Raw genomic sequence first — 19,286 nt, 5'->3', positions numbered from 1 at the left:
CCTTTACCTTATTCAAAATCTAATTCATCAATAATTTCTAGATCTTCGGAACTTACATCATTAGTTGTAACATCAGAAATAGTACGAATATTATATTTATTTTGTAAACAGTGAGAAATACAGTCTTGTATAGCAGTTTTAAATAGTTGCAAAAAGGTACTCATTTCATTAACATTATAAATTCCAGATAAATAGTCTAATACAAATATCAATCGACCATCAGAAATTGTTCCATTAATATTAATTCGTCCTGGCAGAAAATTTTGTTCGCTAATGGATCTACCAATATCTAAACTTAACCGCTTAATTTTTGTTTTCTCATTAATGTTACCCAAATAATTAAAACATATCTCAATATTTTGATAATTAATATTTTTTGAAAACGCAGCATAGCCAATTCCATGATTTGGTACCTTTCTTAATAGTTCCTTGTTAGCTATAATTGACTCTTCTATATTCGACGTACAATGCACTTTTACTGGATAGATATTTGTAAACCAGCCTACAGTTCTTTCGTTATGAACATTGTACTTACCTAAGTTATACCTACCATGTCCTTCCAAATAAATAATTGCGCTGTTAAAATTATTAATCTTATAAATTGTTATTCCTAAAGCTGCTATTAAAATATCTTGAATATCCGTATTGTAAGATGAATATGTTTTATTAATGAGATTCTCTGTTTCTAATTGACTAAGACTAAAAGTTAATTGAGAATATCCTTTAAAAGATTTTGTTTTATCATAACTGAAACAATTCTCATTTGAGTTATTAAATACATCCAACCAGTATTTCTCTTCTTTACTATTAGATTTTAATTCAAATAAATATTTTTTTAGTGATTTACTCCATAAATCAAAAGAAGCTGTCTTCAATGGTAATTTTAACTCTATTTTTGAATTAATTTGATACATTAACTCTTCTAAATCTTCTAATAAAATTCTCCATGAAATTCCATCTATAATTAAATGATGTATACAAATCAATACTGGAATCCTTGATAAACCCTTAAATGCAGCAATATGGATCAGCGGTCCATTACTTAAATCTATTTGACTTTGAACCTTTATACAGGCTTCTTTTATCCCAGCATTATCTAACCTATTACTTTCCAGATTAAACTCAAAGTATCTAAAACAATCATTTTCGGAAAAAGGTCTTACGTAAAGTTTATTGTTTTTATACACAGCTCTTAAAATATCATGATACTTCACAATCATAGTAAGCGCTTGCAAAAAATGTTCAAATTTTTCTTTCTCTATACTTATCAATACAGACTGATTATAGTAATTTTTTACCGGTAATTTCCAATTATTAAATTCATCAATAATTGGTGTAGTATGGGCAAAACCCGTAAATTCATTTTGATCATAATTGACCATTACATTCTTCTTTATACGAGTTGCAATCTTTGATATAATCCCTTCTTCAAGAATTGTTTTAATTTTTAAGTCATAACCTAGATTACGTAGTTTAGATACAACTCTTAATGCAGAAATTGAATCTCCTCCTAGTTCATAGAAACTATCGTCTATACCGACTCTCGTTTTTTCAAGTACTTCTTCTAAAATCTTACATAAAATTATTTCCATTTCATTCACTGGTAAAATATATTTAGATGTAATTGTTTTATCAACAGATGGTAAAGATTTTTTATCAAGTTTACCATTAATTGTAGTAGGAATCTGATTAATACGTATAATATAAGAAGGTACCATATATGAAGGTAATAGTTTTAATAATTCTTTTCTTAAATAGTTTAAATCAAACTCTTCATTTGAAACATAGTAACCAATTATTTGAGTATCACTTTCATCACTATTACTTTTTACGATAGCAATTGCATCATCTATTCCCAATATTTTTTTTAATGCTGATTCTACTTCACCGAGTTCAACTCTGTATCCATGAATCTGAATTTGCTCATCAATTCTACCAAGATATTTTATTCTTCCGTCAAAGTCTCTTTTAGCTAAATCACCTGAACAGTATAAACGCCCATTATCAAAGGGATTATCAATAAATTTCATTGATGTTAATTTAGAATTGTTAATGTATCCTCTAGTCAAACCCTCCCCACTAACACAAAGTTCACCGGGTTCACCTATGCCACATAAGTGACCATTATTAATAATGTATAAATTGAGTGTGTCTAAGCACTCACCTATATGATTAATTCCATACTTAATTTCATTATCTGATATTTCATTGTAAGTAACATGAATTGTTGTTTCAGTTATTCCATACATATTTATCAACTTAACATTAGGATACATTTCATGCCATTTGTAAAGTTTAGATACATTTAAGAACTCACCCCCAAAAATAACATATCGTAATGACAAGCTTTCATTTTTAGTTATTCTTATTAGATTGTAAAATGATGAAGGTACTTGATTGAGTACTGTTACCTTTTCACTAATTAACAACTTAAGAAATTCGTAGCTATCTTTAGAAACATCCTCTTTAACAATTACAAGTTTTCCGCCGTATAATAACGCACCGAATATCTCCCAAACAGAAAAATCAAATCCGTAGGCGTGAAACATTGTCCAAACATCATCACTTTTGAATTTAAATGGATGTTTAGAATTGAAAAAGAGACTTATTAAATTTCTATTTTCGACAATAACACCTTTTGGATTTCCAGTAGTACCTGAAGTATAGATGACATATAATGCATTTTCTGGTCTTATCACAATATCTAAATTTTCTTTTAGGCTATCATCGTCGTTTTTAAAGGTAACAGGAAATTTAATTACGTTTTTTCTACTACTATTAAAATCTATATCTTTATTTGTTAAAATTATGACTGGTTTACAATCCTCTATTATATAATCAACTCTAACCTTTGGATAGTTTGTATTAATTGGAACATATGCTGCTCCTGTTTTTATAACAGCTAAAATTGAGATTATCATATCAATCGATTTGTCAAAATATAAACAAATAAACTTCTCAGGACCAGCTCCCCTATTGATTAATTCATGAGCCAGTATATTGGATTTTTCATTTAATAATCTATAAGTAATTTGTTCAGTTCCTTCAACTAGAGCAATATTATCAGAATATTTGTTTGCAACTTCTTCAAATAAAGTTGCGATTACACTATTAATATTAACGTTTGGTATTTTAGTTTTAATTTTTCTTAATAAATTTTTCTTTTCATCTTCATCTATTAACTCAATTTCGTTGATCTTTTGATTTATATTTGTAACTAGTTGATCGAGTATGTTAGTATAATACTTAGATATAATTTCAATTGTATTCTTATTGAATAAACTTGTTTTATATTCAATACTTAAATCATAATTATTTTTTGAAACACCAATTTGAAAAGTTAAATCAAATTTTGATTTTTTACTATGAATTTTAATAGATTCGGAAGTTATCCCCTGTAAATTTAACTTAGGTTCTACATTGTTCTGCATTACAAACATGATATCAAATAGTGGATTCCTGTTTATATCACGAGAAAAATCAAGATGTTCTATAATATTTTCATATGAAAAATTCTGATAGTCAAGGACCTCAAAAATATTTTTTTGGAGATTCTTTAAAAATTCTTCAACTTTCATATTTTGTTCTATTTGGATTCTTAATGGGATAGTATTAGCAAACATTCCAATAATACCCTCTAAAAATATTTTTGATCTACCAGCTGTGACAGTTCCAATAATGAAATCATCTTGTCTACTATATCTTTGACATAAAATTGATAATGCAGTAATAAAAATAGTATATTCAGTTATGTTGAATTCTCTAGAAACTCTATTTATTTTTTGACAAATAGTAGGATCTAATTTAGTTCTTATAATCTCGCCATTATCATCGAAGTGTCTTAATCTTTGATAGTCTGTAGGAAAATTCAATACTGGAACTGTATCTTTAAATGTTTTCTTCCAAAATCTTAAGGCTTCAGTGGTATCCTGACAATTTAACCATTCACAATAATCAATATACTGGAATTCAATGCTATCGTTATCTTTCAATCCATTATAGTAATTACTGAGTTCCATACATAAGTTCGACATACTAATACCATCACTAATAATATGATGAACATCAAATGCAAATATATACTCATCATTTTTAATTTCAATTAACTTAACTCTTAATAATGGTGAGTTACTTAAATCAAATGGCTTAATGAAATTGTCAATTTCAAATTTTAAATCAGTATTATCACATTTTATATATTCCATTTCAATGTTTACATCATCTGAAATAGTTTGATATACTTGATCATCTTCGATTATAAAACGTGTTCGTAAAATTGAGTTTTTCTTACAAACTTCTTTTAGTGAAGTTCTCAGTTTGTCTACATCTAAGCTTCCTTTCAATTTTGAAAATTGAGGCATATTATATGCTACACTACTTGGATCTTTTTGACAGTAATAATAAATCCCAAGTTGATTTGGTGATAACTTGTATTTTAATTTTTTTATTGTTTTAGGAATCGAATCTTTTCCTTCATTCTTAGCAATATTAATTTTACTAGTTAAACCTCTTACAGTATCATCACTTAATACATCGCTCACTTTTAGACGAATATTTAATTTATCATCAATTTCATTGCATAACTTCATCAAAAGTAATGAATTTCCACCGTGTTTTATGAATGAATCATCAATTCCTAAAAAATCAGTATTTAATAATCTTTTAAAAATTTCACATATAACTTCTTCATTATAATTTGAAGGTTCAACAATATTAGTCTCATTATGACTTCCCTTCAGATTTCTAAGAGATTTAATATCCAGTTTCCCATTAATTGTGTATGGTATTTTTTCTACAATATACCAATAAGAAGGTACCATATATTTGGGTAAAAATTTTTTGCATTGGCTTTTTATAAATTCAGTATCTTTGTCCTTATTTAGCATTACATATGCACACAATGCCATATCTTCTCCAACTGGATTATAGCAAACTGCCACATTATCCACATACTTTAAATTCTTAATTACATTTTCAATTTCTTTAATTTCAACACGATATCCATTAACTTTAACTTGCTCATCAATTCGTCCTAAAAATTCAATATTTCCATCCGGTAACCACCTTCCTAAGTCACCAGTGTGATATAATCTACTATTCACAATCGAATTACTAGTGAACATTCTCTTAGTTAAGTCATTATTATTTAAATATTCTATCGCTAGACCACTTCCGGATATACATATTTCTCCAGGAACATACACTCCACAAATTTGGTCTTCATTTAGTATATATACTTTTTTATTTTCAATGGGTTTTCCAATAGGGATACGTTTTGTTAAAGAGTTACCAGTATATTCAAAATGGGTTGCACATACGGTTACCTCTGTTGGACCATAATCATTAGAAATTCGAATACCTCTATGTTTCTCTGCTATTAATGGTGATAATTCTGCACCAGCCGAAATTACACTTTTCATAGATGAAAGATTTATAATATCTAATATCATTGGCGGTAAAATTCCAATAGTTATTTTATAATCCTTAATGAATTTTTCTAATAAATATGGATCGTTTCTTATCTCCTCTGAAACAATATAGAGAGATGCTCCACACAAAATACTCATTGTAAATTCAGATATAGAAGCATCGAATGAAAAACTAGCAAACTGTAACACTCTATCTGTCTCAGTTATTCCTTGATTTCTAATAAAATGTTCTCTAAGATCATTTAAACCACTATTACTAATTATTATTCCCTTTGGTTTTCCGGTAGTACCTGAAGTATATATGATGTAGAGAGGAAGATTTACACTAGTCTCATTTGTAAAGAGATAGTTACTATTTTCTATAGAATTATTGATTTCGTTCTTATGTATCAGCATAAGCCCATCATAGGTTTCATCATAATCTGACAGCACTAATTCTACTCTACTATCATCTAAAATATACTTTATTCTATCATACGGATATGAGTGATCAATTGGTACGTATACACAGTCAATCTTTGCGATACCTAACATAGCTGCAACAGCAAAACACTGTCTTTTGGCAATTACAGCAACTTTCATTCCTGGTGAAATCCCTTTTGCAATTAACATTGAAGATATTTTAGATGCATAAGAATTTAATTCGCTATACGTATAACTTTCAAAGTTATCACAGATTGCAATCCTATCAGGAAATTTCACAGCTTGATCTTCAAATAAATTAGCAAATCGTTTTCTATTTTCAATTCTATATTCTGTTTCATTAAATTTGTTAAGAACAAGTTGCATCTCGTCTGAATTAAACATTTCAATTTCATGATATTTCTTATTTATATCAAGCATTTCGTTCAAAATACAAAGGTAATGCTTAAAATACCACTTTATGCTTTCTTTATCAAAAAGACTCCTTCTATATTCAATTTCTATCTCATTCTCTGAACGATTTGTATTAACTATAAATGCTAATTTAGATTGTACTTGATGTTTGGGTATTGGAATTCTTTCTAATATCAATTCTCCAAAATCTAAATTTACTTCTCCAATATTTTCAAATACAAATAAAATATCTAATAAAGATTTCAATGAATCTTGACCATTCAGTTTAAGAGAACTTTCGATTTTTTCATTTGTAATTTGTTGATGCTTTTGAATTTGAATAATTTGCTCCATGCTTTCGTTTAATATATTATAAACACTATTATTCGACACATGAAAATTATAAATTTGAGTGTTCACAAACATCCCTAATATATTATGAATATCATTTAGATTTCTACCAGATAATACTATACCAAAGCCAATATCGTTATTACATGTATATTTACTTAACATCAATGCAAAAGCAGTGCAGTAATATGTATACTCTGTAATTTTTAAATTAAAACATAGATTTTTAATTTGTTCTTTTAAATTATTAGGAATAGTTGCATAGAAAGTATCACCTTCTAAGTTATAACTCTCTACATAATCCGAAATTAATGATGGTGCTCTAAAAATCTCGTTTTTAGTTCTATTAGCAAAATATAATTCATTTTCCGTTTTATTCTTAGTAGAAATATATCGACAATAATCGAAAAATTCAATTCCAGTTCTCTTTGTTACTTTACCGAAGTAACGATTAAACAATTCTAAAATAAATAAATTCACTGATATTCCATCAAATATTATATGATGGATATCTAAAAATATCATTCCATCATGAGCGTCTATCGTATTTAATGATTTATTACATTCATAAACTTCCAACCTTAACAACGGTCCATAATTTAAATTAAAAGGCCTAATAAGTTTGTACAAAGCATCAGCATTATTAAATAATCCATCATCAATTTTTCGATTAACTCTTACATCAACATTTTCGTTAACATTTTGCACTAAATTATTATTTTCAAAAGAAAATGTTGTTCTTAAAACTGAATGTTCAGCCACCATATCCTCTAAACATTTTTCAAGTTTATCTATGTTTAATTTTCCTTTATATTTAGCTAAGAAAGGCAAATTATAGGATGTATCGAGTTCATTCTTTTTGCACTCGAGATATATTCCCAATTGTGTCGAGGTGGCAATTTTATTCCCTTTTTCTTCTAAATGCTTTATTGTTTTAACTTTTGATCCAGTGTTTAATTTATTTTCAATTATTTTTCTAATTTTTTCAACACAAGGATTCTTATAAATTTCATCTATTGATAATGAAATTGAAAATTCTTTTTCAATTTCATTTACTAAACGAATCATATCAAGCGAATTCATACCGAATTGTAAAAAATTTATTGAAGTTTCAATTCGTTTGTTAGTTAACTTATATATTAGTCGTAAAATTCTACCTTTAATATCAGAACTAAAATATTCATTAATATCATATTCAATTTGTGGTAATCTTTTTACATCAATTTTACCGTTATCTGTTAAAGGAATTTCTTCTATTTGGAAAAATTTAGAAGGAATCATGTATTGAGGTAAAATTTTTTCAATCTCTTTCCTTATATATTCATTGCTTAAATTTTTTTTAGAAAGATAGTATGCAATTAAATATATGTTATTATTAGACTTATGAGGTACTACAACTGCGTTATCAATATCTGTTATTGTTCGAATTACATTCTCTACTTCATCAATTTCAACACGAATACCATTTAGTTGAACTTGAGTATCTAATCTACCTAGATATTCCATATTTCCGTCAGGCAACCATTGAACGATATCACCAGTCCTAAGCATTTTACCATCACCAAACGGATTATTTATAAATTTAGAATCAGTTAACTGTTTATTTCCTACATAACCTCTCGCTAAAGATTGACCTGTTACACATAGTTCGCCAGGCATATATATCCCACATTCTTTCTCACCGTTAAAAACATACAATTTTACATTAGCTACTGGTTTTCCTATAGGAATTTTTTTTGGTACATCTCCGCCTTGATATTCCCAAACTGTACAGACTCCACCTTCACTAAGGCCATATCCATTCAAATATCTGCATGATTGTTTAATTTTATTTACTACATCATTGGTAGTAGACATACCACCAGTTTGAACAATACGGACCTTTGAAGGAATATTGATAAGATGACAGTACTGAGGTGGCAATAATAATAAAGTTACATTATTTTTTTCAATAAATCGTTCGACAAATTGTATATTTTTTAAATCATTTTCATTTATAAGACAAATACAAGCCCCACTAAATGCTGTAGTATTCAACTCTAATATATAAGTGCTAAACATAAATGAAGCAAACTGTAGAACCACATCATTCTTTCCAATATTAAATCGTTTATAATTATACTCACAATAGTTTACAACAGAATGATGTTCAATTTGAACACCTTTAGGCCTACCAGTAGTCCCCGAAGTATATATTATTAAAGCTAGATCATCAGGAGAATTTATATTTTGAATTTCATTATTCTCATGCTCAACTTCAAGTAGTGATTTAAAATCTATCGTTTGTATCTCAAATTTATCAAAATTTGCTGTAGTAGTATTAAGAATATACTTGGGATGGCAATCTTCAATTATATATTTTATTCTTTCAAAAGGTAATTTTGCATCAACAGGTACATAGCAACCTCCTGCTTTTAAAACTGAAAAAACGCTAAATATCATTTCTGGAGACCTTTCAGAAATGATCATTATTAAATCACTTTTATTTATAAAGCTTCTTAAGCTCTTAGCAACTCGATTTATAATTTTGTTGGCTTGAGAATATGTATATTTTTGATCCTGATAAATTATAAACAAATTTTCTGGATTGTTATCTACACTTCTTTCAAAAACTTGGTGAATACATAAATCATGAGAGAATTCTTGAAAAGTATCGTTAAATTTTGTTTCAATTAAACTTCTTTCTTGTTCTGAAATTAGATTAATATCATTTTGTTTTATACAATCCCTGTCAAGCAAACTTTCAATAACAGTTTTAAAATGCAAATAAATAAACTTCAAATAGTCTTTTGATAAAAATAAATTATCCCCAAATAACCTGCACTTTACTTCATGATTATCCATAGTCACCTGTAAATTTAGTGAGAATTTATCTTCTATTTCTGAGTCAAAGCAAATAATACAATCAGTTAAAATTAATAATTTATCCTCATTTTGAAGACTTATACTTGGATTCATTATTTGTTTATCAATTTTCATTAAACATTTTTCATTAAATTCGTCAGTTAAATCGATTTCTAAACCGTAAATTTGATCTTTTTTCTTATAAGCTAAATAAAATAAAGAGTTATCATTAATAGACTTTAAAACAGTTGCATACGCATAACAATACACTGTTTTGACATCTACATGATAACTCTTTGCAATTTCAAGAATATTAATATTTAGAGAATTAATATCAAATAATACCTCGTTATAGTTAACTAGATTTGAATCGCAATCAATTCTTTTTCCAAAAAAATATACTTTATTTCCATCTTTCATGATAAATAACTCCTAAATTTATAACCAGAGTAATTCAAAACTATACATTACTAAAATAAATAATGTTAATTAAAACAATTAATAAATATACCTTATAAAACATTCTGTAAAATAAACCAATTAATTAATTCCGAAACATAATTTGCGTGTTGATAGAGAAAAAAGTGATCTCCCTCTAATATTATAAAATGAATTTTATAAGTAGTTAATGAGAACCATTCAAAAAATTGGTTCTGTATCTCGACATCTAAATTACCATTAAAAACAAAAATAGGACAAGAAATTGTACATTTCTTAAAATTTAAATTTAATGAATTTAATACCTGAATATCAGCTTTTAAAATATTTATTGATAACTCCAATAGTTCAGTATTGGAAAAAATATCATTAGCAAAAGGATTGGATTCAATTATTGAAACTATCGATTTATCTGAAATATCAATTATATCAGTAATTACATTTGGAGGTGACGTTGCACAAAAAATCATTGCATACGGAAGTTTAAAATTCATTCTTTCTAATTCATAATATAGTCTATAAATTATTTTACTTCCCATGCTATAACCCAATAAAATATAATCATCAGAATTATGAACATTTTTTTTAATTTCTAATATAACATCATTTATAAATTCATCAATACTAGTGAACAATTCTTCTGTATATCTTGAACCATGCCCAGAATACTCTATAGGAATCAATTCCAAATTTGGTGATAAATTATTAAAGAAAATATTTACATAAAATTGTGAAACTCCACCAGCATATGGAAAACAAATAAGTTTTATTTTTTTCATTTTTAACAAGACTTCCTATTAATAAACTTTCCTTGCACTCCTTATTCACAGAACAATATGATATGATAGTTTTTTTCAGTTGTAGTGTATCATAATTTTAATTATTTTGCAAGTCATTTATAGTGAAATTAACTATAAAATTGAGTGGAACAATTAAAAGCCCTGTTGTAAAATGAAGTGCAACAAAAAAGACGTGTTCATCTGATATACTAGAGTTGCGAAAAACAGTATAAAGGAAGATGAACATGTCCACTAATTATTCTACCACAAAGCAATCATACAAGCACTTATCTGAAGCTGAGCGAGGGGAAATTGAAGCTTATTTAAGCGTAGGACTCAAACCTGCTGAGATTGCTCGTAGACTAGGGAGAAATCGCTCTACTATTACTCGTGAATTAATCGTGGTTCCATAACACAAGTGAAAAAAGTAAATTGGAATAAGGTTTATTAACAACGCTATTATGCAGATGCTACCCAAAATCGTTATCGTAATGATAGAGAAGCCTGCTATTATCTGAAACTGGATCGTATAACGGACGACTTTCTGAGAGAATTCACAGAAGAAATGAGAGAGAAACCAAGAGTAGATAGTATAGATACCTTTGTTCACACCTATAGAATCCAACATGTAGATGCAGTTGTTAATTCAACCAAGACGCTCTATAACTATATCCACCAAAGATTGCTATAGATTAAGGCCATTGATTTGCCAAGAGCGGTTCGCATCCGTAAGAAATTTACCAAGCGCCTCTCTACCAAGAAACATCTAGGAAAGTCAATTGAAGAAAGGCCAGAAGAGATCAATAATCGTTCTCGTTTTGGAGATTGGGAAATTGATTCCGTTCTGGGTGGAAAGACAGTAGGAGAACCTTCTATTCTGACCTTGGTAGAACGACAAACACGTTATGCTTTCACAAAGAAACTCGTGGAGAAGAAGGCAGAATATGTTAATCAATAACATAAAGGTAGTTAATCTTTAACCGCCATAGGATTAGTTCTTGTTATTGCAATAGTATTTCTATACTAAATTTTTTATCAAAATCCTTACCATTCAGTACTTTTACAAACATTTCTAGATTTTTTATTAAGCACTCATACTCATAAAGATAATGATCTAGCTCCTCTTGAAACACTCTTATTTTTTCGCTTACTTGTTCTACTGTAATTGATTCTGGCAAATTTAATTTTGAGAAGTCATATTTTGCAAGCTTTCGACTGCTCACATCCTCACTCTTTAAATTGATAAGCACTTCCGCCATCTTATTTAAGTTGGCGATTTTTTCATTAATTTGATTTAGTTTTATATCTATCTCTGCTATTTCTTTTACTAACTCGTCTTTAATGTCTTGGTATTTCTTATCTGCTTCAGTTAATTCAATGAAGAGGTTAATCTCAGTAATCTTTTCCTGTAGACTCTTAACTGTAGGTCTTCTGTATGGTATTACTCGACTATCGTTGGTTAGCTGTCTTATCAATGTTCGTCCTTTGACATACTGATTCTTATCCGAATGTTCTTTGCTATATACAAAGTATGAGGTTGTCTCACGTATAAAGATTTTATATTTTGTTTGATTCTCTTCTTCCAGAATATCTAATTGATAATTTGGAATGAAAATGAGACCACTCTGCTTAATACCAAAAGACACTTTGATATAAATGCCCTCATCAACTAGCTTCTCTATTTGGTTCTCTGCAAGTTCCACTTCAAATTCACGAACGGTATCTCGTTTTTCCTTAAATGTCTTAAAGGCTTCCTCAATCTCTTCAGTGGATACTTTATCCTTATCTCGTTCTTCTTGGAAAGCATGGTACTGTTCCTGTAAATTCTCTAATCCTTCTGAAGCAATGACTTCCTTATTTTTAAAATAATCTTGAAAAAATTTGACATCATATAATTTCTTATCACTTATTTTTTGATGACCCAAACTTATCTTTTGATTCTCTTCTTCCAGGATAAAAGTTACATTTTTTTGTTTTAAATCAATGGTTAGATTCAATTCTTTTGCTTTTGTTATTAAATCTTCTAAAAAATTGACACGGTTCAACAAAAATTCTAAACGACTTTCAATCTCTTGCTTAGCAAAATGCATTCTAAAAAATTCTTCATCATATAGATCTCGTTTGCTGAGTTGGCGTCCTCGAATAGGTTTTGTCATTGCTCGATCCGTGATCATGAATCGACTATGCTTTTGACTAAAATCAATCTGAACATGCAACTGCTTTGCTTTCTCTAAAAAATCATCAAACGATTTAGATTGCTGCATCAAAAAATAAAGACGTTGTTTTAATTCAAATTTATGACTAGACTGCCTATATTTTTGATAGTCACGGTAAGAAAAACTCTTCTCAATAATTTTCGCCCCAGCCACTTTAGAAATACGGTCTGAAATCATACGGAGATTTCGTTCTAAGGCATAGTTCCATATCAATTTTTTATCTGAATTGCGGTCAATAGCGTTGATTAGGATGTGATTATGAACATGATCTTTGTCTGTATGAGTTGCTACGATAAACTTAAAACGACCTCCTGTCAATTCCATCATGGTCTCATAACCAATGCGGTTAATTTCTTCAGGTGTCAGATTATCTTCAGGAGAAAATGATTGAATGAGGTGATGAGCATGAATAGTTTGTTGGTGTTTTTCTTGTCGGTCGTTTCTGGATTCGTACAACTTGTCATTATTGCTGAAGTTGACATTGTACATCTCTACCATTTCTGCATGGCTAGGAAAGTCTAAGTAATTACTCATGCCAAAATCAGATACTAATTTTAGATTATCCGTTTTTTCTGGATTGAGGATATATTTAATCAATCGTCTACGGTATTTTTTACCATGCGTCGCAAAGTGTTTAGTGACTACCATAAAACTCCCTCAGTCTATTCACTTCAACTTGAAAATCTTTCTCTACTCCAGTAATTAACTCACTAATTCCCTTACTCAATTCTTGTAATTGTTCCTGAGAAATCAGATGGCTCTGATTGATAGCGCGCGCAATTTGATTAATATTATTTCCGATCCGTCTCAATTCAAACACTAACTGTTCATAGGTATCCGTGTTAATTGTGACAAAAGCCATATTGGGATTAAGCAAAACTTTTCTGGCATAGGCTGAGAAATTTTGACAATTGCTCTTAGCAATCCGTTCATTCAATTGGTGTAATTCTGGATCAGTTAGAAATACTTTTTTGAGATTGGTACGATAGCGATAAACCATTACATCCTCCTAACCAATATATTTTTCACGGAACTCACGACTGAGAGGCTGCACTTGATTCACTTCTGCAATCAATTCTTGAACGCAAGTCAATAAGATTGAGACGTGCTCTTGAGTCACTTGATGATTTTCTCTTGCGACAACCAGAACTTCATACACATCTCGACTAATCTGTTCAAACTTTTGAGACTGCCAAAGGGAGAACCAACTTTCAAAAATTCTATCGTGATAATTCTTTTTCAATAAATTTTGACGAAGAAATTCTGAGAAACTATCCACTTTTTGTTCCCTCATCATTTCTTTTATCTGTTTTTCTTCTTGTCTAGTGATTCTAAATTGCTTACGGATTAACTTAATTTCTTGTCCCATCTTACCATCCTTTCAACATTATACTTGTCTGACAATGTAAGGCTGCCTCACATTGTCAGTACGATTCCTAAAGACCTCAGTCTCTCCTTGTTCGGTCTTTGCGAGCTCAGATATTGTGTCCACAATATCCCAAAAATCATATCGCCAACCGACAAAAACCTTCCAGTTTTGACAGCCAACGATAAGATAACTTGGTGGCTCCGCCCCCAAACCCCCAGGTAAAATTCTTAGTTTGATTTTTAAAAGTTGAGAAAAGTATAGCAGAAGAAATTTGAAGAAGTTATCACAAATCAAGTAGTGACTAATCTCTAGCCCCTCTCACACCACTGCATGTACCGTTCAGCATACAGTGTGCAAACTAGAGCATTAAACTCACTCATATTCTCATTTTACAATTCGTTCTATCAGTACCGTCCTACATTTATGATCAGCTCCCATCATTTACATTTTCCGGTCACTGTCTTTTCATACCGGGAATTAGAATTGACAAATTTAATTAGAGAGATATTCATTTAATTGTTCACTTCTTCTCTCCATTTCCATTACAGAAATTTCTTCAATACTATGTGTTCATCTGACTCCCATGATTCGTTGTACTACGTCCTAAACGCTCACGGAATAAGCCGTACATCTTTCCTAGTTTACTCTCATAATTTACGTATATAGGTTACGACACCTATTTGGATTTTAGAGTTCCTCATCCGCTATATATGGCTTCAAGTCACGATTCTGTTTGTAGAGTCTTGATTTCGCTAATTCCTTCCTATCCCCCCTACCTCACGATATTCAGGCTTAGGAGTCGCTATTGGTTTCATCTGCAACAAATATCCACAGAGGACTTGTACCTCAGATGTACACTATGCCTGTCGGACAAAGAAAAAAGTAGGCTAAATTTCTAACCTACTTTTTCTGACTCTACTCTGATAAAGCCGTCTCATATATAGACATTTTATGCTTGAAGGAATCTTTTCCTCCCTCTAATTGATTGATGATATGATTTTTTATATATTTTTCACTAACATATCCCTGTGATTCAATCCATCCGTTAACTCCATCTGACTCCATAATAACAACTTGATCTGTCATAGAATTTGTTACAATTGTAGCATTATGTGTTGCTAAAATAATTTGACGTTGAGCTTTCACATCTCTAAACTGCTGAACTAAATGCCTGTAAATATAACGATTGTCTAGATTGTCTTCAGGCTGATCAATAATCAATGGTCTGAAGTCTTTAGAATAATCACTATATGCTAATAAAAAATCAAGCATGGCTACAACTTTTTGTCCCAAACTTAATACACCAACTTCTTTATAGACAATATCAAGTTGTTGCGAAGATTCTTTCGAGTTAATATTAAACTCCAAAAATAACCTTTCATTAGCTACATGCTCTTTTAAAACTCTTTTAAACTCATTTAATAAACTACTATTTTCAATTAAAGAGTAGATGCTCTTTTTTAAATGCGTAATGTTGTATTCATTAATTTCAGATTTATCTCTCCAATTATTTTCTTGTTTTGCAAAATTATCTTCAGAGATACTTTTTAAAAGCATAAAATACTTATTAGGGATATTTTGTCTTACAAGGACTTTAACAAATTCTTTCATTCCTAATTCCCGATAGATAAGATATAAAACGTCTGCTACATCTTGCATACTAATTCTATAATTATCAAACGAAGAACGATTATTCTTGAAAAGATAATTTTCGAAATGCGGTTCTTCCCATCTATCAATTTGCTCATAACAAATTCTTAACTTACCAATCTGAGTTTCATTAAAATCCTCAATAATTTCGAGTATTAATTGATTCCTCTGTTTTAAATATTCATCAAGTTCCTCTAATTTTGCTTCAAACGATTTGAGTGTCTGAGTTCTTAGCCCATAGTTTGGTCTAGGTAATTTTTTATTTTTAATCATTAAATTAGAAATAAATTCTGTAATTTTTTCACCGTCAGCTGTTTTAACTAACTCATTAACAGAATATCTCCTATCAAACATTTTCTCTAAAATTCTATTTTTATCAACTAATTTAAAATGGTTACCTTCAACTTTATAAACTTTTGTGTACTGAGACCGTGTCCATTCTTTAATAGAGTCAGAATTAAATATATAAGAATAGCCAAACCTATTCTCTCGATTTTGCCCATAATATTGTAAAATATTATCCTTATTTTCTTGTTTGACATCTGGCAAACTAACTTCAATAATATATTCAGTTTCTTCTAAAACATAGAGTACAAAAGCATTTGCATGGTTACATAGAAATTCCAATTTGCTTTGCTTATCACAATCTTGAGAAAGTACAAATTGTAACATATCAATTAACGTACTTTTCCCTGTACCTCTCCCTCCAATTAAACAATTCATAGATGGTGAAAATGTTAAAAAGAAGTCTTTATCTTTTTTTAACTTATCACCTGCAAGAAAACTTCTATTTTCTCCACGATTTTCTATATATAATCCTTTTATATAAGACTTTTGTTTAAAACTTGGCTCACATAAACTAACTGATACATTATAGTCAAACAATGCTTCTTGAAACATCTTGAAAGAAATTTTTCCACCTTTCAACCACAGGTTGTTCTTCCCGAGTGAATCAATTTCGTGAGAATCATTATCTAATAGAAAATTGGGCTCACAATTAAAATCTGTTAATAGTTTTTTTCTAGAACCTTCAACAGAATTTATATTTTTAACACCAATAAATCGTGTGTTTTCTTTAGAAAAAATTTTTCGTTTATACGCACCTGATAAGTGAGAACCTTTTTTCAAAATGTTATAACTATTGAAATGAGCAATATAATTAACTATTTTTTGATTATTGAAATCTTTCATGATAGTCAGTGAATGTTGATAACTTCCATCTTTCTCACTTATAATATTTTCACTTAACCATTGATTAACCCATGACTCTTGTTCATAATCATATATACATACAATATGCAATTTATCGGCTGCACTAATTTCTACTCCATGTAAAATATGAGGATGTATATCATAATTCGGATAAGTTTGCATTATGATTGAGACTGCCATTTGCAACTTTTTAATACCTTTGGTAGTATTATGATCAGTTACTACAACTATTTCTATTCCATTTTTTATGATTGCCTCTGCTAACATAAGAAAACTAATATATTCTTTTGAACTAGAAAAAACAACCTTGTCAAAATTACTAAGAAAAATTGTCTTATCAACTTTATTTTTCTTATTTTCAAAAAATATATCATATAGTTCATCTTCAGTAATTTTTTTATATTTCGTTGTAGTCCAATTAGAAAATAGCTTGTAATCATAAGAAGCAGGTGTATGCAAATGAATTAAAGTCTTGTGAAAGCTACCGAATTTCTCTTTGGAATTTGTTAGTTCTTGATAAACAGACTTTATCTTGTTATTAAACCCTCTCACTTCTACTCTCCTAAAAATATCAATTGTTTATTTTTCAAGTAATTCATTAAGTCTCTTTTCCCCCACCTTCAACATCTCTTTCTCTACCTGACTCCACTCCCCAAACAGTAACTCTTGAAGAATATCTGCTGCTGAAATTTTATCTTCTCCTGAATCATGTACACAACTTCTATCTCGTTGGTAAATTTGAATTCTTTCAAAGATAGCTAGTTCTTCCAATTGTCGTGTATTATCAACTATATGATTTACAATAAAATCATGATGTTCTTTTGGAGTTGCGCGTGCTTGATTTGGATTGATAGCGTACAGTTCTTCGTATCGGATAAGGGTGCTTAGATAGGACAATTCGGGCTTTGTTGCGATTATGGCTAATTGTACTTCATATCCCTTATTTTTCAAGAGTTGTGCCGTTTTCTTCGAAACATCAATTGTTTGTAAAGTTCCCTCGATCAAAAGATTGTATCCCAAATGACTCAATTCTGTTACTAAAGACTCTACCATTTTACCTGCAAAATCTTTGGTGTATTCTACACTGTCTTTGCCATATTCTTGCTGCAGTTCTAAATAGCGTGGATGCTGAGAACGAAAACTATCGCCATCTATGATAACAATATTTCCTTGAAATTCTTTCTGTTTAATACGATGAATTGTAGTCTTACCAGCACCACTTTGCCCTCCAAGCAAAATCGCTATAGGTTGCTTACTGGACTTTTTTCCTCTTGTCAGTGAGCGAAGGTTCCTTGCTAAAGCCTGTTTAAATTGACTATCGGTATAATCTTGGATTCCCATTAGGCTACCATCCGTTTTTCAGATATCTCTAACATACGTTCAATTCCATCCAAATAGCCGCTATATCTCTCTATTTCATCAAAAGTTTCTACTAAATAGATATTCGTATGAATCAAATTAGATAGATCATCACTCATTAAAATCCAAGGATTAGATTCATCATTGATGCTAATCCCCTGACTATCTTGATAACGATAGAGTCGAGATAATAGATTAGCACCTCTTTCTTTGACAATTTCAATTTTTAAAGTCAATTCATAATCTTCAACAGGATTGAGCATTTTATCTTCTCCTACAATATCGACATAAGATACATTAAACTTCTGACAGATGATATCTATTAGTTCCGTAGAGACTGAACTAGTTCCATTTTCATACCGACTTAAGCTGTTCCGAGAAATTCCTATAATTCGGGCAAATTCGGGTTGTGTTAAGTCATGTGTTTTGCGTAAGGATTTTATGTTTTTTCCAATCATGGGAAACTCCTTGAATTTGATAACACCATTATAACATTTAGAAAAATAAAACGCACCATTTTTGGTGTGTTTTTAACAAGAGCTACACAAATTTCTAACAAAGAGCAATATAAAAACCCCACCAAGATAATTCCTAGTGGGGTTTCGGTGGGGAACACAATTTTTCTCCCAATTATTATCGCCTTTATATTGTCTTAAACCTCATTAAACAAGGGTTCCGCAATATAATTGCGGTACTCTATTATTTAATTCAATAATTTGACTTTCACCGAATGATTTAAAATTATTAATAATTACTTTTGTTAACTTCATTTCTTATCTCCATTACCTGAAACTAATTCACACAACCGTTCCTGTCCCACCTT

General features: G+C 29.7%; 8 protein-coding genes and 1 pseudogene. 1 reads left to right on the top strand and 8 read right to left on the bottom strand.

All coding sequences use genetic code 11. From position 1 onward, the window contains the following. Window positions 1-8: 8 nt before the first annotated feature. The gene (locus tag M1G12_RS01095; RefSeq protein WP_247949247.1) at window positions 9-9,860 is read right to left on the bottom strand and encodes a non-ribosomal peptide synthetase; all 9,852 of its coding nucleotides are present in this window, start codon (window positions 9,858-9,860) and stop codon (window positions 9-11) included. Window positions 9,861-9,952: 92 nt separating this feature from the next. Beyond that, window positions 9,953-10,657: a thioesterase II family protein gene (locus M1G12_RS01090; RefSeq protein ID WP_247949246.1), complete on the bottom strand. Its 705-nt coding sequence runs from the start codon at window positions 10,655-10,657 to the stop codon at window positions 9,953-9,955. 239 nt (window positions 10,658-10,896) lie between these two features. Between M1G12_RS01090 and M1G12_RS01085 the strand changes: the two are divergent. After that, window positions 10,897-11,612, top strand: a pseudogene (locus M1G12_RS01085) (IS30 family transposase); the annotation flags it as partial. Between the two features lie 46 nt (window positions 11,613-11,658). Here M1G12_RS01085 and M1G12_RS01080 read toward each other — a convergent pair. The 6 genes from M1G12_RS01080 to pezA form a co-directional block, all read right to left on the bottom strand. Continuing rightward, the gene (locus M1G12_RS01080) at window positions 11,659-13,521 is read right to left on the bottom strand and encodes an SAG1250 family conjugative relaxase (RefSeq protein WP_247949245.1); all 1,863 of its coding nucleotides are present in this window, start codon (window positions 13,519-13,521) and stop codon (window positions 11,659-11,661) included. Then, window positions 13,508-13,873 carry a plasmid mobilization relaxosome protein MobC gene (gene mobC, locus M1G12_RS01075; RefSeq protein WP_000263035.1) on the bottom strand — a complete coding sequence of 122 codons (366 nt, stop codon included), beginning with the start codon at window positions 13,871-13,873 and terminating at the stop codon, window positions 13,508-13,510. The genes M1G12_RS01080 and mobC overlap by 14 nt, the downstream gene beginning before the upstream one ends. A 9-nt stretch (window positions 13,874-13,882) precedes the next feature. After that, window positions 13,883-14,242 carry an SAG1252 family conjugative relaxosome accessory protein gene (locus M1G12_RS01070; RefSeq protein WP_049548768.1) on the bottom strand — a complete coding sequence of 120 codons (360 nt, stop codon included), beginning with the start codon at window positions 14,240-14,242 and terminating at the stop codon, window positions 13,883-13,885. Window positions 14,243-15,157: 915 nt separating this feature from the next. Continuing rightward, entirely contained in the window at window positions 15,158-17,656 is a 2,499-nt protein-coding gene (locus M1G12_RS09945) for a Spaf_1101 family AAA-like ATPase (RefSeq protein ID WP_247949244.1), read from the bottom strand. A 27-nt stretch (window positions 17,657-17,683) separates the two neighbouring features. Continuing rightward, on the bottom strand, window positions 17,684-18,445 hold the full coding sequence (gene pezT / locus M1G12_RS01060; RefSeq protein WP_247949243.1) for a type II toxin-antitoxin system toxin PezT: 762 nt from the start codon (window positions 18,443-18,445) through the stop codon (window positions 17,684-17,686). After that, window positions 18,445-18,921, bottom strand: coding sequence for a type II toxin-antitoxin system antitoxin PezA (gene pezA / locus M1G12_RS01055; protein WP_247933199.1), 477 nt, complete (start codon window positions 18,919-18,921; stop codon window positions 18,445-18,447). Before pezA ends, pezT begins: the two co-directional genes overlap by 1 nt. Window positions 18,922-19,286: the final 365 nt, after the last annotated feature.

Origin of the sequence: Streptococcus mitis (assembly GCF_023110375.1) — a bacterium.
GTDB classification, from domain to species: domain Bacteria; phylum Bacillota; class Bacilli; order Lactobacillales; family Streptococcaceae; genus Streptococcus; species Streptococcus mitis_CI.
Note: the sequence above shows the minus strand (reverse complement) of the source record. Positions and strands in the feature narration are given on the sequence as shown.